This is a genomic window from Cronobacter condimenti 1330, assembly GCF_001277255.1.
GTDB classification, from domain to species: Bacteria; Pseudomonadota; Gammaproteobacteria; order Enterobacterales; family Enterobacteriaceae; genus Cronobacter; species Cronobacter condimenti.
The window spans coordinates 601,683-624,034 of record NZ_CP012264.1 but is presented as its reverse complement, the minus strand read 5'-3'; the positions used below and the strand labels follow the sequence as shown (position 1 = coordinate 624,034).

The window sequence follows — 22,352 nt, the reverse complement described above, 5'->3', positions numbered from 1 at the left end:
CGCCAGCCATCCACGCGGCGCAATGCAACCCACTTAAGGCTCGCTTTTCACCACGTAACGGGTGGCGGCGAAGCGGTTTAAGATGAGGTGCACTAAAAATACCATCGTGAGGGTTATCAGCAGCGACACGGTGACGGAGCTGATGCGGTAGAGATCGCTGAACACCAGATCGGTGTCGGGGTGCAGGTTTTGGCCAAACATAATCCCAAGCGTCGTAATGCTGGCGAACCCCACGCCCGCGCCGACCTTTTCCATCACGTGCAGGCGAGCGCTAAAGGCAAAGCCGAGCGCGATAAGCGGCATCATCAACACCATATGGCTGCTGTGATCGTAGAGCACCAGTTGCACCAGCAGCACATAGAGACAGCCAATCACCACGCCCACCACGCGCCACAGCGAGCTTAATACCGCGCCGCGGTAATGCATGGGAAAGAGGATAAGGATGCCCGCCATCAGCGCCGAGAGCGAATCGCTCAAATCCGCCATCTGAAACACCACGAAGTTCAGCGTCGCCACCGTACCGGAGAGCAGGTATTCATGGCGCACCCGCGCGGCGTCTTTCTCAATTAGCGGCGGCGGCTTGCGCGGCTCTACATCCGGCAGCAGATAGTGCATCAGAGCGCTTAAGCCCACGGCCATCACGCTCGCCTCCATGTTCGAAAACAACAGCGTATGCCAGTCGCTGGTGGGGTAACTCATGAAGTTAAGCATCACGCTCTGACAGACCACGCCCATAGAGCCAAAGAGAAACAGGGGCCCTTTGCTCATAAAGCGAAAGCGCATCACGTAGAGTGCAAACACCACGCCTGTCATGATCACCGGCCACTGCGAAAGATAACCGACGATAATGACCATTTCGATGCAGTTCAGCGCCGCACTAAAGATGAACTGTTTAGCGACATGGCGATTAAACACGGGCACCAGCGACAAGAGCATAATCGGGTAGATAACGAAAAAGACCCCGTAGCTGGTGTTGTAGAAACTTGAGATGCTAAGCGCCGTGACGCCCGCCGCCATGATGCGCAGCGTCTGGCGAAAATCGTTCGCCGTGTAAACGATATTGCCGTGGGGCGTAAAGACCCTCGCCAGCGTATTAATAGACATAATGCAGCAGGCTAATCAGGTGGATTTGCAGCCCTGAGAAGAAACGGGCGAACGGCCCTTCGCTGTTATAGAGCTGTACCGTGGCGCGTGCGCCGGTCGGCAGCGACTGCGGCAGCGGCTCGTCGAGCGCCACGTGAATACGCATACGCCGCGCGTCACGCACCCAGCGGTTTGATTCTTCCGGCTGAGAAAGCTGGCCGTTCACGGCCTGCTGGCCGGCGAGAATACCCGCGTCATGGCTTATCACATGCGCGTGGAACACTTTGCCCGGCAGCGCGTCGAACACCACCGCCGCATCGGTGCCCACCTGCGTGTGGCGTAAACTCTTCTCACGGAAATCGGCCACGATGTCGGTGTGCTCGCTCACAAGCGCCAGCGCAGGCGTTCCGGCGGCGGCGTACCAGCCGGGGCTTAACTGAAGATTACTGACGGTGCCGTCGGCCTCAGCGCGGATCTGCGTCCAGCCCAGGTTCAGCTGCGCGTCCTGCAACGCGTTGCGGTATTTTTGCAGCGTCACGTTGCGGCTGTCGTCACGCTCACCGCGCGCGATGGTCAGCTCATTAATTTTCGCCTCCAGTTGCGCCACGGCCTGTTCGCTGGTCTGCCAGGTGGTGCGCACTTTATCAAGATCCTGCTGCGAGACGTTTTGCAGCGCGCTCAAACGCTGGTAGCGATCGAAGGTTACTTTGTCATTGCGGGCCGTCAGGCGCGCGGTCGTCAGGTTCGCTCTGGCGGCGGCTAACTGGGCATCGAGTTGATCGTTGGCAAGCTTTGCCTGGCGCAGCGCAATGTCCGCTGCATCCACACGGTTGGCAAAGGGCGCGGCGTCCAGTTCAAACAGCAAATCGCCCTTTTTCACATGACGGTTATTGGCGACGTGCACCGCAGATACATAGCCGGAAACCCGCGAGGAGACGGGCGTCACCACGCGCATGACAGTGGAATCTGGCGTCAGCGGGATCCAGATATCGGCGAAAATAAAGTACACGAACATCACCAGAAAACTGGCAATGCTCACCCTTACCCAGCGGGCAAATTTTTGTTCCGGAGTCATCATAGTTATTGTGTGTTATCGAGGTCTTCTTCGCGGATGGTCCGCAGATTACACGCGATGTGATTTAACGTTTCGCTGAAGATTTCCATATCCTGCGCGGGAATATTTTGCGACACGCGCGCCTGATAACGCGTAATCACCTCATTTAGCGTGGCGAGCATCGCCCTGCCGTCGTCGGTGAGCGATAACAGACGAATGCGTTTGTCGTAAGGCGAGGTGCTGCGCACCAGATAGCCTTTACTTTCAAGGCAGGCCAGCGTGCGCATGAGCGGCGGCAATTCGATGCCCTGCACCTGCGCCAGTTCGCTTACCGAAATGTTGTCCCCCTGTTGATCAAGCTGCATCAGCACCGTCCAGCCAGACTGCGTCAGGCCCGTCCCGGTTATCGCGTGATCGATAATGGCGCGCCACTGGCGCACAATCATCGCCATACGCATACCCATGGGACGGCGTGCGAACCGTTCATCTTCAGTCATCGGAGGCTCCCTTCGGTTAGCGGGAGGGCAACTTAATACTTATCAGGATAAGTATCAAGAAACGGGCGGGGAAAAAGCATGGATTGCGAAACGCGCGGGCCGCTACTTATCGCGCAGCAGCCCGGGCATGATGGGCGTGGTTACTGACTAAGACGACTGGCGATAAGCCGCAGTTCATCGGCGATTTTGCGCATGTCTGGCGTGTCGTCTTCACGCGGGCCGGTAGAGTGACGAATAACGAGCCGTGCTGGCAGAATCGACGACAACCGGGAGGCGTCGCTTTCGCTTGCTTCCAGTAACCGGCGTACCGCCTCTTTACCCTGCATATCGAGATCGAGCGAGACTGTCGTCAGTGCCGGGTAGAAAAACGAGCTTTCGTAGGTGTCGTCATAGCCAATCACTGATTTCTGGCCCGGAATGGAAAGCTGCTGCTGATGGAACGCGCTGAGCACCCCAAGCGCCATCTGGTCGTTCGCCACCAGCACTGCGGTAAAGTGCGGTGCTTCGCGCAGCATCTGCAGCGCGCCCGCATAGCCGCTTTGGGCGTCCCAGTTGCCGTGTAACACCGTAACGGGCTTCAGGCCGTAGCTCTCCAGCGTCTCTACCCAGCTTTTCAGACGCAGCCGCGCCGAGACCGAGCGCTCCGGGCCTGCCAGCAGTGCAATCTCCCGGTGCCCCATCTCATACAAATACTTCACACTGGCGCGTGTGCCATCGGCCGGATTGAAAGAAACATTAAACACCGAGCTGTAGGGATCAACATCCAGGAACAGGCACAGAATATCGTCGTTATCGGCGGCTATCTTCTCGGCCTCCTGCGTCTCCAGCGGCACGTTGATGATAACCTTATCCACCAGCTGTGACTTGAGCTCGTTGATGGAATCCTGGATCCCCTGGCTGACGCTCTCATCGATCATTGAGATCAATACCTGATAACCGTCCACATTTGCGTAACGTTTCACCGCCGCCGCCACCTGCGACGGCGCGTGTAGCGCAAGGGATGTGGTGACCAGGCCAAGGGTCATGCTCTGCTTGCCGACAAGCTGCTGCGCCAGTCGGTTCGGCACATAACGCAAATGCGCGATCGCCTCCTCTACCTTGCGGCGCGTGGCTTCAGAGACATTGGCAGACTTATTCAGTACACGAGACACCGTCTGGTAGGAAACCCCCGCATGGCGGGCGACGTCTTCCAGTGTGGCGCTTTTAGACTTCATGTTCCGGTTCCTTTTTCATGGGCTGGGCTGATTGTAACAGGGGCCAGCCGGAAAAACCTTTTCTGCACAAATCCCCGTTATCCTTCCGTTAAGCAAAGTACTACGTTCACAATACATAAAACTCGTGAGAAACATCACCGTTCGTTACAAAAAAGCCTGATTTATTTGCACCTCGTCACAATTAATTAAGATCAAAATTGCCTGATATTTAACAAAGGCGTTTTATGGCTGCGGTTATGTGAACGTAATACAAAACAATAAAAGAGGTTACTATGAATACTACGCTACGCACAGTGGCCGTTGCGTTAGCCGCCGCGCTGACTTCACCCTGCCTGATGGCGGCCTCATCTTCTGTACCTATTGATTTTCATGGCTATTTGCGTGGCGGCGTGGGCGTCTCGCAGGATGGCGGTCAGGAAGAATGGCAAAAAAACAAGCTGGGGCGTCTGGGTAACGAAACCGACACCTATGGCGAAGTGGAGCTGGGATCGGAAGTCTACAAAAAAGACGAAGTCAGTTTCTATGTCGACAGTATGGTCAGCATGGTTTCTGACGGTTCCAACGATAACGAAAGCACCCGTAATGACGACGCCGAATTCGGCCTGCGCCAGTTAAACCTGCAGATCAAAGGGCTTGTCCCGGGCGATCCGAACGCCGTTATCTGGGGCGGCAAGCGTTACTATCAGCGCCACGATCTGCACATCATCGACACTAAATACTGGAACATCTCAGGCTCTGGCGCGGGGATCGAAAACTACACCGTAGGCCCGGGCGCCGTCTCTTTTGCATGGATCCGTGGCGATGCGAACGATCTCGACTACCGTGTCGATGGCGATAACGACGTCAACATCAACTATCTCGACTTACGTTACGCAGGCTGGAAGCCGTGGACCGGCGCCTGGACCGAGTTTGGCATCGACTACGCCATGCCAAACCCGACTGACAAACAGAAGGATTACGGCGGTCTGTATGAGGCTGATAACGGCGTCATGCTGACCGGCGAAATCAGCCAGGACATGCTCGGCGGTTATAACAAGTTAGTGTTGCAGTACGCCAACAAAGGGCTTGCGCAGAACATGGTGTCGCAGGGCGGCGGCTGGTATGACATGTGGAACGACGTGAACGACGCCAGCGGTTATCGCGTGATCAACACCGGTCTTATTCCTGTCACCGACAAGTTTTCCTTTAACCATGTGCTGACCTGGGGCTCGGCGGACGATATCACCGCCACGACCGATAAATCGCGCCTCTTCTCACTGGTGGGCCGTGGGCAATATCAGTTCACGCAGTACGTGCGCCTCATCGGTGAAGTGGGTGGGTTCTGGCAGAAAGACACCTATAACAACGGCACGCATTACAAACAGAGTGGCGAGAAGTACACCCTCGCGCTGGGCCTTGCCGATGGGCCGGATTTCATGTCGCGCCCGGAACTGCGCGTCTTCGCCTCTTATCTTAACGATTCGCAGAACGGCAAATCGTTACAGGATGGCACCGCCAGCGACACCTGGAACTTCGGGGTTCAGGTTGAGGCCTGGTGGTAAGTCGTAGTCCCCCTGACGCGCCGAAAGCTACAGGCAGCATGGACGGTAGCGGCCCGAAACCGCCGCCGTCTGACATCGCAGCCTGGCTTGCGACAACGCAGGGTTAGCGTTGTATCTCCGAGAACTTTGGCACATCCATCAAGGCGCAAGCCGCTGATGCACCCTCGTTGCCTTTTGCGGGATAACCTTTTATGCAGGGTTATCCCGCTTTTTTTATGACTGGCTCGTTTCTTTACTGACTCGTAAAACGCTCATCCAGCAGCTTGCGCAGCGCGTCGGACTGCTTGCCGAAAATCGCATGCACCTCCTGGCCGAGGATAATGACCCCCAGCGCGCCTTCTTCCTGCAACGCGTGCGGGTCCACGCGGGTTAAATCTTTCACTTTGACGCGCAGTCGCGTCATGCACGCATCAACGTGTTCGATATTGTCCTGCCCGCCGAAATCCGCCACCAGGCGAGCGATTTGCTGACGCTCCTCCTCGGTTAACGTGGTGGGGCTTGCAGGCTGCGGGCGAGTGACATGCTGGAGAAACGATTTGAGGCTAACCATAGCGGCTCCTTTTCGGGCGGAGAATAAAAAAACGCCCGTTCGGGTGAACGGGCGCGCAGGGAGAAAACTCAGGCGAGGTGGCGGCGCAGGATCCGGCAACCCCAGGGCGCGAGCGGCAGCTTGCCGCTGACGGCATCGCCCGTCAGCATATCCACGCAGCCCTCCGGCAGCGTCACCGACTGCGGCGCACCAGTGTAGTTCTCAACAAAAATAAACGCTGATTCGCCATCCTGGCGGGCATGCGCGGTGACGCCTGGCGGGAAATCCGCCTCCAGCGCACGCGTAAGCGCCAGTTCTTTGATGATGTTGCCGAAGAAATCGCGCTGGAAGGCGAGATCGTTACGCGAGGCGACATACCAGGCTTTGCCCGCGCCAAACCGGTTGACGGTCACTGCCGCGCGCCCGGCATAGAAATCGTCGCGATAGGTCGCAAGTGCCGTCGCGCCTTCGGTATGGATCAAATCGCACAGGTGGCGCACCTGATACGGCCCTTGCAGCCCACACTCATTGCCCGCCAGCCCCTGAATCAGGTTGCGTTCGCCATCGGCAAGGCAGTCAATCTCTTCCGCCCAGATACCCAGCAGCTTACGCAGCGGCCCAGGAAAACCGCCCAGATGGCAGAGATCGGTTTCGTTCACAATGCCGCTCCAGTAGGTCGTCACGAAGTGACCGCCCTGCTCGACAAAGGCTTCGGCGCGTTGTGCAAAGCCGTCGCGCACCATGTAGAGCATCGGCGCGATAACCAGCTTATAGCGGCTGAGATCGGCGTCGGCGTTAATCACATCGACCGCGATCCCCTGCTCCCAGAACGGGCGATAGTGCTCGGCAACGGTTTTTTCATACTCCAGCCCGAGGTTGCGCGGGCCCTGCGCGTCGTCCATCGCCCAGCGGCTTTCCCAGTCGAAAATGACCGCCACCTGCGCATCGACGCGCGCACCGACCACCGGATCAAGCTGGCTTAACATATCGCCGAGCTGCGCCACTTCGCGCCCGATACGGGTATCAAGATGACCGACATGGTCGACGACCGCGCCGTGGAATTTCTCCACCGAGCCGCGGCTCTTGCGCCACTGAAAGTACTGCACCGAATCCGCGCCGTGCGCCACCGCCTGGAGTGAGGAGAGGATATGCATCCCCGGCTTTTTCAGCTTGCTGGTAGGCTGCCAGTTGGTGGTGCCGGGCGTGGATTCCATCAGCACAAACGGTTTGCCGTGTTTTAACGTGCGCATCAGGTCGTGATACATCGCGGTGTAGCAGGCAAGCTCCGTTTCGTCTTTATCGCGGTGCCACATCGGGTAGCTGTCCCAGGAGATAAAATCGAGCGGTTCGGCAAGCTGCCAGTAGTCGTAATCGTAGAAATATTCCATGAAGTTGGTGGTCGCCGGTAAATCCGGGTTCACCGCCTTCAGCGGAGCCAGTTCATGGCGGCAGAAATCGGTCACCTGCGCGGTGTTAAAACGGTGCCAGTCCAGATTCAGGCCGTGAATGGAATTTTCGCCCTGCGGCGCCGGGGATTCAATCTGCGACCAGTCGGTAAAGGTGTGGCTCCAGAAGGTGCTCCACCAGGCCGCGTTGAGTTTGTCGAGCGTGCCGTAGCGCGCCTTCAGCCAGCCGCGGAAATTCTCCTGGCAGCGATCGCAGTGGCACTCGCCGCCATATTCGTTAGAGATATGCCACCCGAGCACCGCCGGGTGGTGCGCATAGCGCTCCGCCAGCAGACGGTTAATGGTCGCCGTCTTTTCGCGATAGACCGGCGAGCTCATGCAGTGGTTATGACGCCCGCCATGCAGCGCCGGTACGCGGTCGCGCCCTACGCGCAATACCTGCGGATATTTTTGTGACATCCAGGCCGGACGCGCGCCACTCGGCGTGGCAAGGAAAACGTGAATGCCGCCCTGATACAGCTTGTCGATAACGTCGTCGAGCCACTCGAAGGTAAACACGCCCTCCTCCGGCTCAAGCTTCGCCCAGCTGAAAATGCCCACAGACATCACGTTGCATTTCGCCTGTTGCATCATGGCGATATCGCTATCTACCGTGCCGGGATAGTGCTCCCACTGCTCCGGGTTATAGTCCGCGCCGTGCAAGAGCGCGCTGACCTTCGGACTTAAAGGCGCAAATTTGTTCATTTGTAAGCTTCCTGTACTGCATACCCGTCCGGTTTCACCCGGCAGGCCTCGCGCCCTGCCGGGTGAATTCATCAGGATATAAATGGAATAAAAGGGATTAATTAAAGACTTTCACCGACGGCAGCACCTGCCCATGGCAATCGAAAAACGCCTGGTTTTCGCGGGCGTTGCCGGTCTTCCACTCGTCGTGGATATACTTCATGCCCGCGGGCGTCGCCCAGGTGTTGCCGGGCACCGCAATCCAGGCCGGCTCCCAGTAGAAGATGCCTTTACCGCGATGGTTCTCGACATTCGCCACGCTCTGCATCAGGTCATGCACGTAGTCGTACTGGCCCTGCACCGTCGCCGGGTAACCGCCGTCTTTTTCCTCTTTTTGCTGGAAGCTATTTTCGGCGTTATCGCAGTTCTCAAGCGTGTACGCGTAGGCCGCCTCGACCACAATCACGTCTTTGTTGTAACGCTTACTGATGTCATCCATGTTGGCTTTCAGCGCGCTGATGGGCCCGTTCCAGTAGGTGTACATCGACAACCCAATGACATCGAACGGCACCTGGCGTTTGGTGATTTCATCAAACCACCAGCGGAAGGTGTCGTTTTTGGTGCCTTCCGCCAGATGCAGCATGATTTTCACCTGCTCACCCTGGGTGAGATTTTCCCGCAGGCCACTGATGGCCGCGTTCAACAGCCCCGCGAGACGGTCAAACTCGCCGCCGCCCTGCCCCCAGCTTTTGCCCTCCGGCCACAGGATGCCGCCGTTAATTTCATTGCCGATCTGCACCATGTCCGGCAGGACGCCTGCCTTTTTAAATTCAGCGATGGTGTCGCGGGTGTAGTCGTGGATGGTGGTTTTCAGCTGGTCGTAATTCTGGTTTTCCCAGGCTTTCGGCTTGAACTGTTTGCCGGGGTCGGTCCAGAAATCGCTGTAGTGGAAATCGAGCAGCAGCTTCATGCCCTGCGCTTTCACACGCTTCGCCAGCGCAAGCGTGGTGGCGAGATCGTTGGTGCCGCCGCCATAAGGCGCGCCGGCGCTGTCTTTCGGGTCAACCCACAGGCGCAGGCGCACATAGTTCACGCCGTTCTGGCGCAGGATAGTCAGCGCGTCCTGTTGTTTATGGTGCGCGTCGTAAAATTTTGCGCCCTGGCGCTCCAGCTCCGGCAGCGTGGAGATATCCGCGCCCTTGATGAAATCTGCCGGGAGCGACAACGGTTTTGGGGTAATCGGCGTCATCGTGGCGGCGAAAGCGGAAAAACAGCAGGCCAGCGAGACGGCAAGCAGTGCGGGTTTACACAGTTTCATCAGATTATCCTTTGGTACTGCCGGAGGTCAGGCCGGAGACGAAGTATTTCTGTAAGGCCAGATAGAGGATGGCGACGGGTACGGCAATCAGCACCGCGCCCGCGGCGTAGGTGGTGTAGCTCGCGCCCATCTTCTGCGCCACCAGGTTATAAAGCCCGATAGGCAGCGTGTATTTATCCGGCGTGCGCAGAATGGTGCTCGATAAGATGAAATCCCCGAGCGGCCCGGTGAAGGAGAACAGCGCAACGACCGCAACGATAGGTTTAGAGAGCGGCATGATGATTTCGATGAAGATCCGAAAATTGCTGGCACCGTCCATGCGCGCGGATTCGTCGAGATCTTTCGGGATAGCGTCGAGATACCCCTTCATCAGGTACGTATTCATCGGGATCATCCCGGCGACGTAAATCAGCACCAGCGCCAGGTGGCTGTTGATAAGCCCCAGCAGCTGCGACAGCACGAAAATAGCAATCAGCGCCGAGAACTGCGGGATCATCTGCAATAACAGGAACAACATCAGCCCGTTCTGACGCCCTTTAAAGCGAAAGCGCGAGAACGCATAGGCGGTGAAACTGACGCTAATTAATGTCAGCACCATGGTCATGAAGCTGATTTTCATCGAATTCCAGTACCAGGTGACGTAATTCACCTGACCGTTGAACAGATCGGCATAGTGCTGGAACGAGAGGTTTTCCGGGATTATCGAACTGCTCAGCAGGCTGTTGCCCGCATTCAGCGACGCGCCGATCGTCCAGATAAGCGGATAGATAATGATCACGCTGACCGTCAGGATAACCAGCCACGAGAGCGAGAGTCGCAGCCACTTTTCCTGTTTCATGCTTTGTCTTTTGGCCATGACTCCTCCTTATGCCGTCTCGTCATTTTTGAACGATTTCGTGGCGCGGAACTGCCACAGCGCCAGTCCCACCACAAAGATGGAGAGCAGAATCGTTATTGTCGCGGCGATGGCGTACTGGGACGAAGACATCGTCAGCTTATAAATCCAGGAGACCAGAATGTCAGTGCCGCCCGCGTTCGAGCCGGCCACCGCAGGACCGCCGTTGTTAAACAGGTAGATGATGTTGAAGTTGTTAAAGTTGAACGTGTACTGGGTGATGATGATGGGCGCAATCGCATAGAGCACCAGCGGCAGCGTGATGGTGCGAAGGCGCGTCCAGGTACTGGCGCCGTCCATCTTCGCGGCTTCATACAAATCATCCGGGATGGCCTGCAACACGCCGGTCGTCATGGCGAACACAAACGGAAAGCCGAGCCACGTCTGCATCATGATGAGCGCCGTTTTGGTCCAGAACGGGTCCGTCATCCACGGCTTCGGCGAGACGCCGAAGAAGGCCAGAATCGCGTTGTTAATTACCCCAAAGCTGTCGTTAAACATCCCGGCGAACACCAGAATGGTGACAAAGCCCGGCACCGCCCACGGCAGGATGAAAATAGTGCGGATAAGCGGCTTAAAGCGCAGATCTTTCTGGTTCACCAGGATCGCCAGCAGTACGCCCACCGTGCACTGAAAGGTGGTCGCAAGCAGCGTCCAGACCACCGTCCACTGCAGCACGTCAAGGAATGTGGAGCGCCAGATGGAGAGCGTGAAAATGTTGACGAAATTCTTAAGCCCCACCCAGTCCACCAGCTTCGCAGGCGGCGTGTGGTAAAGGTTGTAATTGGTGAAGGCGATGGCAAACCCAAACAGGATCGGAAACACCACCAGGAACACCAGCAGAATGAAACCTGGTGCAATCATCAGATACGGGAAGCCGTCCGAGAGCAGCAACTGATACTGCTTGCGTACGCTGTTGAGCGTCAGCCCTTCGTCGCGGCGCTTGCCATTCACCCAGGCGTCACGCAGCGAGAAGTAATAGACCGTCACCCCAAACCCCACCACCAGCAGGCTCAGAATGCCCTCGGCCAGCAGGAAGATAGAGTTATCGCGCGGCACTTCTTCACCCAGCGTATAGAGCCCCCACAGCCCCATACGCAGGAAATCGTGAAACACGCCAAGGAAGCTTGCCAGCAGCACCAGAAAGGTGACGCCTTTTAGCCACTGACGGTTATAAAACTGGCCCACGCCCGGCAGCAGAGCGCAGAGCAGCGCGCACCAGGCGTGTCGGCCCGCCCCTCGGGCTACGGGCATCTTTTCGCTGGGACTGATAATCACACACGGCTCCTTCTGAAAACGGGAGGCGCCCCTCCCGTTTTTAACGGTTCATCCGGCGCGCCCTACAGACCGCGCCGGGTACGGCTTACTGATTGCTGGCCTGCATCGCTTCAATCTGCATCGTGATTTGCTTCACGGCGTTATCGAGTGCGGTTTTCGGGTCTTGCTTACCCGTGACGCTCAGCTCCAGCGCAGCGTTGGCCGGTGCCCACACTTCACCCATTTCCGGAATGCCTGGCATCGCGCTGGCGCGTGCTGCCTGTACCGCGACGGCGCTCGCTTTCTGGTCGTCTTTAATCACCGGATCGTCCATCAGCGACACCAGCGGCGGGATCTCGCGGGTAGCGATGTAGCGCGATTTCACATACTTCGGCTGGTTAATAAATTCGATAAACTGCTGCGACAGCGCTTTGTCTTTACTCCAGGTAGAGACCACATAGCCTTTCACGCCGAGGAAAGAACTCATCGGTTTGCCATCCGGCAGGGTCGGCAGCGGCGCCACGCCATAGTTGATGCCTGCGGCTTCGTAAGGCTGGAACGCCCACGGGCCGTTAATCACCGCCGCGGCTTTTTTCTCAGTAAACAGCGAATCGATAGCGTTCAGGCCGTTATCGCCGATGATCCCCGCCGGGAAGACCCCGTCGGTGTAGAATTTTTTTAAGAAGGTGACGGCTTCTACCGCGCCCGGTTTGTTCAGGCCAACGTCCGTCGCGTTAAAGCCGCCTTTGTCGTTTTTGCCAAAGATGTAGCCGCCCATCGGGCCGATAGCGCCCCAGCTGTAGTAAATCTGGTCGAACTTGGCGAGCAGGCCATACTGGTTTTTCGCGCGCTGCGCTTTAGAGAAGTCATACCAGGCCTGAAGGGTGTCGAAGGGTTTTTCCACCAGATCTTTGTTGTAGATAAGCACCAGCGTTTCGACGGCTTTCGGCAGGCCGTATTGCGCGTTGTCCATGTGGAATGCCGCGATAGAGGACGGCGTAAACGCGTCGGTCTCTTTTTTGTCGAAGCTCAGCGGCGTTAACAGCCCCTGCACCACCGCGCCGCCCAGCTGATCGTTTGGGATCACCAGCACATCGGGGCCGATCCCCGCCGGGCCGTCGAGACGCAGTTTTTCGAGCTGCTGCGCGAACGGCATCTCCTGCATATTCACTTTCACGTCGTACTGCTTTTCAAAATCCGCCACAGCATCCTTAATTCCGGCGGATTTTTTGATGTCTTCCCAGACGTTAAGCTGTTTGGTCGCCGCACTGACGCTGGCGCTGGTCAGCGAGCCGGCCATCAGAGCAGAGAGAACCAGGGCGGTAAGGGTGTTCTTTTTCATTATCAACCTCATGTGAAGGTATAACAATTAGGTAATTTTTATTGCGTGCTTCACTGCTGTTTTAAAAGCCAATCGCTGTAACCACGCAGCTTGTACAAGCCCACTTAGCGATATTTCATTTTGTTATACGCTACGCTGCCAACCCTGATAACTCTACAAAAAACTGTGCGTTGTGTGATCGTCGTTACAGAAATGAAAACCGGCGATAGGGGGCGAAATCCGGGGAAGTTATAGTCATGGCACTGATTTAAAGCCGTTGCGCATCACTCCGCTGAATTGTTACACGTAATACAAAAAGAGATTCAGCGCCCGTCCGGTTCGCCAGCGGCCACTACGGCTTACACTTTCGAGGAACCCTGATGTCCAGCATAAGACTGAGGAATGTCACCAAACGGTTCGGGAAAACCGAAACCCTGCACAATATCAATCTCGATATTGCCGACGGCGAATTTGCGGTATTCGTCGGGCCGTCCGGCTGCGGAAAGTCCACGCTGCTGCGCATGATCGCGGGCCTTGAAGAGGTGAGCGACGGCGAGGTGCTGATAGGCGATGAGGTGATGAACGACGTGGCGCCCGCGCACCGCGGCGTGGCGATGGTGTTTCAGTCCTACGCGCTCTACCCGCATATGACGGTTGCCGAAAACATGGGCTACGGGCTTAAGGTCAATAAAGTCCCGAAAGATCAGATCCGTCATCAGGTGGAGATGGTGGCGAAAACGCTGCAGCTTTCACACCTGTTGGATCGCAAGCCGAAACAGCTCTCCGGCGGCCAGCGTCAGCGCGTGGCGATTGGCCGCGCCATCGTGCGTAACCCGCAGGTGTTTATGTTTGATGAGCCGCTTTCGAACCTTGATGCCGAGCTGCGCGTCGAGATGCGCCTGCATATCGCAAGGCTCCATCAGGAGATGAAAACCACGATGGTGTATGTCACTCATGATCAGGTCGAGGCGATGACCCTCGCCGATAAAATCGTGGTGATGAACTACGGCAAAGTGGAGCAGATGGGCTCACCGATGGAACTCTATTACAACCCGGTGAATAAATTTGTGGCCGGGTTTATCGGCTCACCGAAGATGAATTTTCTGCCTGCGACCGTGGCGCACTGGGAAGAAGGCATGCTGGATGTGACGCTCTCGCAGGGCAAGACGTTGCGGCTCGCGCTCACGACCGCGCCCCTGAAGCCGGGCGATGCCGTGACGCTCGGCATTCGCCCGGAGCATCTCTCAACCGGCGCGCAGGCAGACGTGAGCCTGACGTTTAACTGTGAAGTGGTGGAGCGGCTTGGCAACAACACCTATCTGTTTGGCCAGTGCTACGGGCACGATAACGTGAAAATTCTGCTGCCGGGCGACGTGCATTTCCGGGCGTGGCAGGAGATAGAGGTGGGCTTCAGCCCGCGCGACTGCATGGTGTTTGACGCCGATGGGCTGCGCATCAGCGCCGAAACCGACGTACCACACGCCCATTAATCTTCTTATGTCGGCCCGCCCTGGGCCGGCTCTTTTCCTGTACGAGCACCCCGCTTTTCGGATTTCACAAAGATCCCCTCCCACAACAACTGTATATAATGCCAGTATTTTACAGACCCGTTTTACCACCCGTTTGTTTAAGGAGGAACTATGTCAACGCTCGCTTTACCCGTCCCGCCGCAAGCCACCACCGCGGCGCTTGTATCGCCCGCCGCGCCATCGGGACCGGCTGCCCCACGCCGCATTCGCGTGAGCTACGCCAGCCGCTTTCATGACGGCGTAAACCTCGCGGCGTTAACCTTGCGTGGCAAGTGGCTTGAAGAAGCGGGGTTTCCTACCGGTACGGATGTAGAAGTGCGGGTGATGCACGGCTGTATCGTCATCACGGCACGCGCGCCAGAACCCGAAGAGCCGCCACTGATGACATCCCTGCGCCGCGTCTGCAAGCTCTCGGGCCGCAAGCAGCAGCAGGTGCAGGAATTTATCGAAGTGATTGCGGGCAAGCGTAAAAAGCCCACGTGAAGATGCTCCGGGGAGCGGCGTTTTGGCGCTGCGCCCGTGTAGCGTGCTTAGCCCATATCATCGCGTCGCACCCGGCTTGCTCTTTTCCACCTCGGGCAAATACCGCAACTGCCCGCGAATGAACGGCACCGGCGGGCGCTCAGGCATGTCGGCGAGGTGCTACATCATGCGATGGAAGAGCGCTAAGACTCCGGAGAAATCTCCTGTCGTCATAACCGCATGGGTTATATGCTTAACGCATGGAAAAATTAGCTGAACTGAAGCGCGCCAAGCGTCTGGCGCTCGCCCTGCTGCTGACAGCAGCGGCCACGTTTGTCACCACGCTGTTTCTGCCGCCAGGTTTCTGGGTGAGCGGCGTCAAGGCCATCGCAGAAGCGGCGATGGTCGGCGCGCTGGCGGACTGGTTCGCCGTCGTGGCGCTGTTTCGCCGCGTGCCCATCCCTTTTATCTCGCGCCATACCGCGATTATTCCCCGCAAAAAAGACCGTATCGGCGAGAACCTCGGGCAGTTTGTGCAGGAGAAATTTCTTGATACCGACTCCCTGGTGGCGCTCATCCGGCGCCATGAACCGGCGCAGCTTTTGGGCCAGTGGCTGAGCCAGCCTGCCAACGCGCAACGCGTGGGGCAAAACCTGGTACAGGTGATGAGCGGCTTTCTGGAGCTGACCGACGACAGCCGCATTCAGGGCTTACTGAAACGCGCGGTGCATAAGGCGATTGATAAGGTCGATCTCACCCAGACCAGTGCGCTGATGCTGGAGAGCATGACCAAAAATAACCGCCATCAGGTACTGCTGGATGCGCTCATCGGCAGGCTAATTCGCCTGGTGCAGAAGCAGAGCACGCGCGATTTTATCGCCCGCCAGATTGTGCACTGGTTAAAGACCGAGCACCCGCGTAAGGCGAAAATTCTGCCCACCGAATGGCTCGGCGAACACAGCGCCGAGCTGGTCTCCAGTGCCGTCAATTCGATGCTTGACGACATTAGCCACGACCAGGCGCACCAGTTGCGCCTGGCCTTTGACCGCATCACCGTGGAGTTTATCGACAAACTGAAAAGCGACCCGGAGATGGCCGCGCGCGCTGATGGCATTAAGGCGTACCTGAAAGAGGACGAAGCGTTTAACCGTTACCTGGCTGAGCTGTGGGGCGACCTGCGCGGCTGGCTGAAGACCGACATGCAGGCCGGGGATTCCCGCACCCGCCAGCGCATCGCCGATGCCGGACAGTGGTTCGGCGAGTCACTGATGGCCGATAGCGCTTTGCGCGCCTCGTTCAACGAACATCTCGAACAGGCCGCAACCAGTGTTGCGCCGGAGTTTGCGACGTTCCTGACACGTCACATCAGCGACACGGTAAAAAGCTGGGACGCGCGCGAGATGTCGCAGCAAATAGAGCTCAACATCGGCAAAGACCTACAGTTTATCCGCATCAACGGCACGCTGGTCGGCGGCACCATCGGCTTAGTGCTCTATTTACTGTCGCAGATACCGCATCTGCTCTAAGTCTGCTTAGCGGACAAACACCTGGCCGATGCGCGGCGATTTCAAAAAGTACGGGATCCAGCACGTGACGCCGATGGCCGCCGTCAGTACGCTGCGGATACTGGCGTTATCCCAGGTCGCGCCGAACAGATTTACCGGCAGCACGGCGAACCAGAGCGCGCTCACCACACCTGCCAGATAATAGATGACCATCGCGCGGCGCGTCTGGCGTTTACGCTGAAAGAACTGCCAGCTCGCGTAGGCGGTAATACCAAACAGCACGATCAATAGCGCTGCCGCGCCCGCCGCATACCACGTAATAATGCCCGAGCGGCTGAAATACTCACTTATCGCGCTGACCAGGTCAAACAACTGCACCGGCAGAAAAAAAAGGCTGAAAATAAGGCCAGCCGCTGGCAGATACAGCAACCCGTTAATTTTACAGGCTTCAGCTTCTTCGCATGCGTGACATAATCCCGATTCTTTATTCGGTTCATTTTCATTGCACTGGATGCACTTCATCGTCGTTCCCTGTTAATTTTACTTAAAAATAAAGCGTGAGGCTTTTAGCGCAACACTATACCCACGGCGCCCCGTATCAGAAACCGCTTAACAGCGGTGAAACCGTAATTTAAGTAAGGGAGAATAATCATGCTGCCCCGGCGCGTTAAGGGCAGAGATTACGTTATGAAGGACGCAGCGCGCGCTTCTGGCTTTTACGTAACGCGGTGTAGAGCGAACAAAGCTCCTGGAGACTTTTTGTCCCGGTGCGTTTCATTAACCCGTTGCGCTGTACGCTAACGGTTGTGGGGCTGACGCCACGGATGCGCGCGATATCCTCCAGCGAATGCCCACGCATAAGTAATCGCATAATTTGCTGTTCGGCAGCGGTAAATTTAAAGATATCGGGGCGATAGCCCGCACTCTGGTTTTGTTCATATAAAAGGCTCATGACCGATAACGCCTGCCGTAATTCTTCCACGCTCAGACTTTCCGGCAAACAGAGTTTCATTAGCCCCGGGAACAGACGGTTAAAGGATTCAAAATAACGCTCAGAAGCAATGAATATAGAGTGATGCACAGGTGGAAACGTAAAGAATAGGGAGTACATCTCCTGAATGTCCATGCCCGAGGTGACATAGACGCAAGCCGGGCTTGCGTGCACGCCTCTGCCCCGCTCCCGATGCAACGCTTTGAGTATTTTCTCTATTCCATAAATGTAGAAGCGATCCTTCCCATAGATGGTCATATCGGTGCTCCAGAGGTCATTATTTTTATTGCTCCCCGCAGGGGCTTTTTGGCGAGTGTTCAGCAGGCACAATGGCTGCGCAACGTCATCACCAGGCTCGTTTATCTGCCGTTTAACTTAAGGGCGACCTGATGCGATTTTTGCAACCGCCGTCAGGTTTTCCTGCATCATAGGAAAATTTCCGACTTCCGTTTTGCTTTTTATCCAGGAATAAATTTAACAAATCTTTTTGAATATCATTCCGTATGATCCTGTAAAATAATGAACACCCAACTAAGGCACTGATAAAGATAGCTAAAATTTATAGGATTATCTTTAACAACGGATAAAAAAAGGATCAACTGTGAATTTTAAATAGTCAGATCTCAGTCTCAAAACACCATTTCATTTTATGGGAAATTGAATTCCACAATAAAGCAACCGTATTAATCCACTCTTACTCTGTGGATACGCGTTATGTGTGGTGAATCCCCCTTAGCGGCGGGGTCATGCTGAATGAGGACACCCTCAATGATGTTTCGTTTTTATGGACGAGTCAGATGATCAGCGTCTGATTCACCGGGAGGCACCCGGCACCACACGCCTTTTCATTAAAAGGTAAAAGCGCATGCTACGGTAACGGCGTTAATCGCGTCCGTCTGAAGAATATAAAATCCTGCCCGAAAGAGGCAGGAGCATTTTAATAAAACCCGTTATCTGCTACAGCGCAGAGAACATCTTATACCCTGGAAAATAACAACGAGGCCCTTATGTTGCGCTCACTCTTATTATTCACTGTACCTCTTATCAGCATTAGTGCTCATGCGGTAACTTTCGATTATCGCCATGAAACCAATGACAGCGGCGGAAATAACCACAAAGACAGGCTGGCAATGTCGCACCGTTTTGCCAGCGGCTTTGGGCTGTCGCTGGAAGGGAAATGGAAAGGCTCGCAGGATAAAGACAAGCCTTACGATGAGACCGTAAGTAACGGCACAGAAGTCGTGGCGAGCTATGTCCATAAGCTTAACGATTCCTTCCAGATAGAACCGGGGTTCTCGCTTGATACAGGATCGTCTTACAACAACTATCGCCCTTACCTGCGCGGTAAAGCGAACCTGACGGATAATATCAGCGCCTCGCTGCGCTATCGTCCCTACTTTAAACGATATTCCACTAATATTGGCACGCAAAAAAACACGTCAGAAAATGGCTATAACCTGACAAGCGTATTGTCATGGAAATTCCTGAAGGATTATCAGCTCGATTATGAGCTGGATTATAAAAAAGCCAATGCCGCGGGCGTTGTCCTTGCTGATAATGAAAGCTATGACTGGACGCATGACTTCAAGCTCACGTATAAATTTGATAAAAACTGGTCGCCTTATATGGCCATTGCTAACGTCGCCGGAAGTAAAACAACAGACGAAAGACAAACCCGCTATCGCGTCGGCGTGAAATATTCTTTCTGATATCGCCATAACAGAATCATCGCATGAATCCGGGCCTTATTTATGCCCTTTATCTTCAAGAGGAACATGATGAGAATTTCAACTATTGCGCTGGCCGTGGGGTTAATCAGTCTGTTTTCCTTTAACGCCGCGGCGCAGGAGAGCGCGCGCCTTGAGAGTGTTAAAGCGTTTGCCGATACCGTATTTGAGAAAGCAGGCGATCGCTACGGCCATTCGGTACCATTGCTGGCGAACGGCGTTGATCCCCGTACCGGCAAACAACTGGAGTGGGTATTTCCCGACGGCAAGCGAGCCGTGCTGTCAAATTTCTCGGCTCAGCAGAATCTTATGCGCGTCCTGGTCGGGCTCACTAACCTGACCGGTGACGCCCGTTATAAACAGCGTGCGGAAGAGAATGTCCGTTATTATTTTGACCACTATCAGGACGAAAGCGGCCTGTTGTTATGGGGCGGACACCGTTTTGTGGACTTACGAACTCTGGAGCAGCAAGGCCCCAGCGAAAAAGAGCTTGTTCATGAACTCAAAAACGCCTACCCCTATTACGACCTGATGTTTGGTGTCGATAGCGCGGCGACTACCCGCTTTATCAAAGCGTTCTGGAATGCCCATGTTTATGACTGGAAAACGCTGGAAACCAGCCGCCACGGTCAGTACGGCAAACCGATGGGCAAGCTGTGGGAGAGCGATTTTGAGCAACAGCCGCCGTTTTTCGCCACTAAAGGGCTGAGTTTCCTCAATGCCGGCAACGACCTTATCTATTCCGCCGGCATGCTCTACGAACATGACCATGACGCGGGCGCGCTGACGTGGGCGAAGCGGCTTGCCGAGCAATACGTACTGCCGCGCGATAAAAAAACCGGGCTTGGCGTGTATCAGTTCACACAGCCGTTGAAACGCGCCGATACGACAGACGATACCGACACCAACTCAAAATATGGCGACCGCGCCCAGCGGCAGTTTGGCCCGGAACTCGGCCCGGACGCGCTGGAAGGCAATATGCTGCTGAAAGGCCGAACCAGCACGCTCTATTCCGAGAATGCGCTGATGCAGCTGGCGCTGGCAAAATCGCTTGGCAGGGACGGCAACGACCTGAAAAAATGGACGCTCGACGGTCTTAAAGCCTTCGCCACGTATGCCTACAATGAAAAAACTAACACCTTGCGCCCGATGCTTGCGAATGGCACCGATCTTTCTGGCTATACGCTTAAACGAGACGGCTATTACGGTAAAAAAGGCACCACGCTGCAACCTTACCCGGCGGGAGATGAGTTTTTACTTTCGTATGCCCGCGCCTGGACGCTGGAGCAAGATCCCGTCCTCTGGACCGTCGCGCGCGGCATTGCTCGCGGCCAGGGCCTGGGTGACATCGGCAGCCCCGGCGGCGCCGACCATAAGCTCAACATGGACACCGACAATCACGAGCCGTATGCGATTTTCGCGCTGATTGACCTGTGGCAGGCGAGCGGACAGAAGGCGTATCTGACGCTGGCAGACCGCATCGCGGATAACATCCTGAAAACCCGTCGCGTGAACGGTTTCTTTATGGACAACCCGCAAGCGGAATACGCCAGTATCGATAACATCGCACCTTATGCCCTGCTGGCGCTGGAAGCAGCCTTTGAGGACAAACCCGGCGCGGTGGCACCGTTCCTGAACGGCGCCGGATTCACCGAAGGCGCTTACCTGATGCCAGACGGCACCGTGCGCTATTCCACCCGCGACGATGAACTCTTCGCGCTTAAACCCGGTGAACAACTTAAACCTAACGGTAAAAAGTGATGTTCAGCCCCGTTGCGAGACGGGGCGATGTATTGTGCCGATAAGTGCTAGCAGGTAGTTGAACTGAACGTGAATGTGATTAATTAGCTGATTGGGTCATGGTATTGGCTCGCGTTTTCGTTTCATACCGCCGGGCTGCATTGCGGCTATCTCAAAACCTATTTCACGCCGGAACTGGCTGTTATTCCGGCGTTTTTTGTTTCAGCGACAGACGATTAATACGCGCCCTGTTGGTTGCGCGCCTTTGATTACCTGCCCGGTCGATACAACACGATCACCTATCCTTTAGATGTAGCGCAACAAATGCGCAGTAACCCGGCGCTAGAGTCAGGGATTGAGAAGTCTGAACAAGACAGGGATACATCGGGTTAACTTACTCACTGAAGGAGAACTGGTATGGATCGTATCATTCAATCACCGGGCAAATACATTCAGGGCGCAGGCGTGCTCAGCCGAATCGGCGACTACCTGAAACCGCTGGCCGAACGCTGGCTGGTCGTCGGGGATAAATTCGTACTCGGGTTTGCAGAAGAGACCCTGCGTCAGAGCTTTAAACAGGCCGAACTGGGCGTCGAAATCGCGCCCTTTGGTGGCGAATGCTCGCAGAATGAAATCGACCGCCTGCGTAAGCTCGCCGACAGCGCACGCTGCACCGCCGTGCTCGGCATCGGCGGCGGTAAAACGCTCGATACGGCAAAAGCGCTGGCGCACTTTATGGCGGTGCCGGTCGCTATCGCACCCACCATCGCCTCTACCGACGCGCCCTGCAGCGCGCTTTCCGTTATCTACACCGACAACGGCGAGTTCGACCGTTACCTGATGCTGCCGCACAACCCTAATATCGTTATCGTCGACACGCAGGTTGTGGCGGGCGCCCCGGCGCGCCTGCTGGCGGCCGGTATTGGCGATGCGCTGGCCACCTGGTTTGAAGCGCGCGCCTGCTCGCGCAGCGGCGCGACCACTATGGCGGGCGGAAAATGCACCCAGGCCGCGCTGGCGCTGGCGGAGCTGTGCTACAACACACTGCTTGAACAGGGAGAAAAAGCGATGCTGGCGGCTGAGCAGCACGTCGTCACCCCGGCGCTCGAACGTATTATCGAGGCCAACACGTATCTCAGCGGCGTCGGCTTTGAAAGCGGCGGCCTCGCGGCGGCGCATGCCATCCACAACGGGCTTACCGCCATTGCGGACGCGCATCATTACTACCACGGCGAGAAAGTCGCCTTCGGCACGCTCACCCAGCTGGTGCTGGAAAATGCGCCGTCAGAGGAGATTGAAACGGTTGCTGCGCTGTGCCACAGCGTGGGGCTGCCGATTACACTCGCGCAGCTCGATATTAAAGAGGATGTGCAAACCAAAATGCGCATGGTGGCGCAGGCGGCGTGCGCGGAGGGTGAAACTATTCATAACATGCCGGGTGAGGTCTCGCCTGATCAGGTCTATGCCGCGCTGCTGGTCGCCGACCAGTACGGCCAGCGCTTTTTGCAGGAGTGGGAGTAAGCACAGCGAGTGGTGTTTGAAGCGTGTTAACTGGAAAAT

General features: G+C 56.1%; 19 protein-coding genes. 7 read left to right on the top strand and 12 right to left on the bottom strand.

The window, feature by feature from the left end:
• Positions 1-33: 33 nt before the first annotated feature.
• The 4 genes from AFK62_RS02920 to AFK62_RS02905 all read right to left on the bottom strand — a co-directional run bounded on the left by AFK62_RS02920 (position 34) and on the right by AFK62_RS02905 (position 3,848).
• The gene (locus AFK62_RS02920; RefSeq protein WP_007664910.1) at positions 34-1,104 is read right to left on the bottom strand and encodes a DUF2955 domain-containing protein; all 1,071 of its coding nucleotides are present in this window, start codon (positions 1,102-1,104) and stop codon (positions 34-36) included.
• Positions 1,094-2,161 carry an HlyD family secretion protein gene (locus tag AFK62_RS02915; protein ID WP_007664907.1) on the bottom strand — a complete coding sequence of 356 codons (1,068 nt, stop codon included), beginning with the start codon at positions 2,159-2,161 and terminating at the stop codon, positions 1,094-1,096. The genes AFK62_RS02920 and AFK62_RS02915 overlap by 11 nt, the downstream gene beginning before the upstream one ends.
• 2 nt (positions 2,162-2,163) lie before the next feature.
• The gene (locus tag AFK62_RS02910; RefSeq protein ID WP_007664905.1) at positions 2,164-2,634 is read right to left on the bottom strand and encodes a MarR family winged helix-turn-helix transcriptional regulator; all 471 of its coding nucleotides are present in this window, start codon (positions 2,632-2,634) and stop codon (positions 2,164-2,166) included.
• A gap of 140 nt (positions 2,635-2,774) precedes the next feature.
• Positions 2,775-3,848 (bottom strand): LacI family DNA-binding transcriptional regulator, encoded by a 1,074-nt coding sequence (locus AFK62_RS02905; RefSeq protein WP_007664902.1) that lies wholly within the window; start codon positions 3,846-3,848, stop codon positions 2,775-2,777.
• 272 nt (positions 3,849-4,120) lie between these two features.
• Here AFK62_RS02905 and AFK62_RS02900 point away from each other — a divergent pair, with 272 nt between their 5' ends.
• Positions 4,121-5,389, top strand: coding sequence for a maltoporin (locus tag AFK62_RS02900; RefSeq protein ID WP_007664899.1), 1,269 nt, complete (start codon positions 4,121-4,123; stop codon positions 5,387-5,389).
• Positions 5,390-5,621: 232 nt separating this feature from the next.
• On the opposite strand, the gene AFK62_RS02895 is transcribed toward AFK62_RS02900, so the two are convergent.
• The 6 genes from AFK62_RS02895 to AFK62_RS02870 form a co-directional block, all read right to left on the bottom strand.
• Positions 5,622-5,939, bottom strand: coding sequence for a glucose PTS transporter subunit EIIB (locus AFK62_RS02895; protein WP_007664893.1), 318 nt, complete (start codon positions 5,937-5,939; stop codon positions 5,622-5,624).
• A gap of 68 nt (positions 5,940-6,007) precedes the next feature.
• Positions 6,008-8,068: a beta-galactosidase gene (locus tag AFK62_RS02890; protein ID WP_007664890.1), complete on the bottom strand. Its 2,061-nt coding sequence runs from the start codon at positions 8,066-8,068 to the stop codon at positions 6,008-6,010.
• A gap of 97 nt (positions 8,069-8,165) precedes the next feature.
• The gene (locus tag AFK62_RS02885) at positions 8,166-9,365 is read right to left on the bottom strand and encodes a glycoside hydrolase family 53 protein (protein ID WP_007664887.1); all 1,200 of its coding nucleotides are present in this window, start codon (positions 9,363-9,365) and stop codon (positions 8,166-8,168) included.
• Positions 9,366-9,369: 4 nt separating this feature from the next.
• Positions 9,370-10,221: a sugar ABC transporter permease gene (locus tag AFK62_RS02880; protein WP_007664885.1), complete on the bottom strand. Its 852-nt coding sequence runs from the start codon at positions 10,219-10,221 to the stop codon at positions 9,370-9,372.
• Between the two features lie 9 nt (positions 10,222-10,230).
• On the bottom strand, positions 10,231-11,514 hold the full coding sequence (locus AFK62_RS02875; protein ID WP_085960951.1) for a carbohydrate ABC transporter permease: 1,284 nt from the start codon (positions 11,512-11,514) through the stop codon (positions 10,231-10,233).
• A 109-nt stretch (positions 11,515-11,623) separates the two neighbouring features.
• On the bottom strand, positions 11,624-12,859 hold the full coding sequence (locus AFK62_RS02870; RefSeq protein WP_007664883.1) for an extracellular solute-binding protein: 1,236 nt from the start codon (positions 12,857-12,859) through the stop codon (positions 11,624-11,626).
• A 359-nt stretch (positions 12,860-13,218) separates the two neighbouring features.
• Between AFK62_RS02870 and AFK62_RS02865 the strand changes: the two genes are divergently transcribed.
• The 3 genes from AFK62_RS02865 (at position 13,219) to AFK62_RS02855 (ending at position 16,355) form a co-directional block, all read left to right on the top strand.
• Positions 13,219-14,328: an ABC transporter ATP-binding protein gene (locus tag AFK62_RS02865; protein WP_007664882.1), complete on the top strand. Its 1,110-nt coding sequence runs from the start codon at positions 13,219-13,221 to the stop codon at positions 14,326-14,328.
• 150 nt (positions 14,329-14,478) lie between these two features.
• Positions 14,479-14,850 (top strand): endoribonuclease SymE, encoded by a 372-nt coding sequence (gene symE / locus AFK62_RS02860; protein WP_007664881.1) that lies wholly within the window; start codon positions 14,479-14,481, stop codon positions 14,848-14,850.
• Positions 14,851-15,089: 239 nt separating this feature from the next.
• The gene (locus tag AFK62_RS02855) at positions 15,090-16,355 is read left to right on the top strand and encodes a DUF445 domain-containing protein (protein ID WP_007664879.1); all 1,266 of its coding nucleotides are present in this window, start codon (positions 15,090-15,092) and stop codon (positions 16,353-16,355) included.
• A gap of 6 nt (positions 16,356-16,361) precedes the next feature.
• Here AFK62_RS02855 and AFK62_RS02850 read toward each other — a convergent pair whose 3' ends face one another.
• On the bottom strand, positions 16,362-16,856 hold the full coding sequence (locus AFK62_RS02850; protein WP_007664878.1) for a DUF2569 domain-containing protein: 495 nt from the start codon (positions 16,854-16,856) through the stop codon (positions 16,362-16,364).
• Between the two features lie 163 nt (positions 16,857-17,019).
• The gene (locus AFK62_RS02845) at positions 17,020-17,583 is read right to left on the bottom strand and encodes a helix-turn-helix transcriptional regulator (RefSeq protein ID WP_032983928.1); all 564 of its coding nucleotides are present in this window, start codon (positions 17,581-17,583) and stop codon (positions 17,020-17,022) included.
• A 749-nt stretch (positions 17,584-18,332) separates the two neighbouring features.
• Between AFK62_RS02845 and AFK62_RS02840 the strand changes: the two genes are divergently transcribed.
• The 3 genes from AFK62_RS02840 (at position 18,333) to gldA (ending at position 22,313) form a co-directional block, all read left to right on the top strand.
• Positions 18,333-19,034 carry an oligogalacturonate-specific porin KdgM family protein gene (locus AFK62_RS02840; protein WP_007664873.1) on the top strand — a complete coding sequence of 234 codons (702 nt, stop codon included), beginning with the start codon at positions 18,333-18,335 and terminating at the stop codon, positions 19,032-19,034.
• Positions 19,035-19,103: 69 nt separating this feature from the next.
• Positions 19,104-20,813: a pectate lyase gene (locus AFK62_RS02835; protein WP_053531700.1), complete on the top strand. Its 1,710-nt coding sequence runs from the start codon at positions 19,104-19,106 to the stop codon at positions 20,811-20,813.
• 396 nt (positions 20,814-21,209) lie between these two features.
• A complete protein-coding gene (gldA, locus tag AFK62_RS02830; RefSeq protein WP_007664870.1) occupies positions 21,210-22,313 on the top strand; it encodes a bifunctional L-1,2-propanediol dehydrogenase/glycerol dehydrogenase in 1,104 nt (367 codons plus the stop codon).
• The last annotated feature ends 39 nt before the right edge of the window (positions 22,314-22,352 follow it).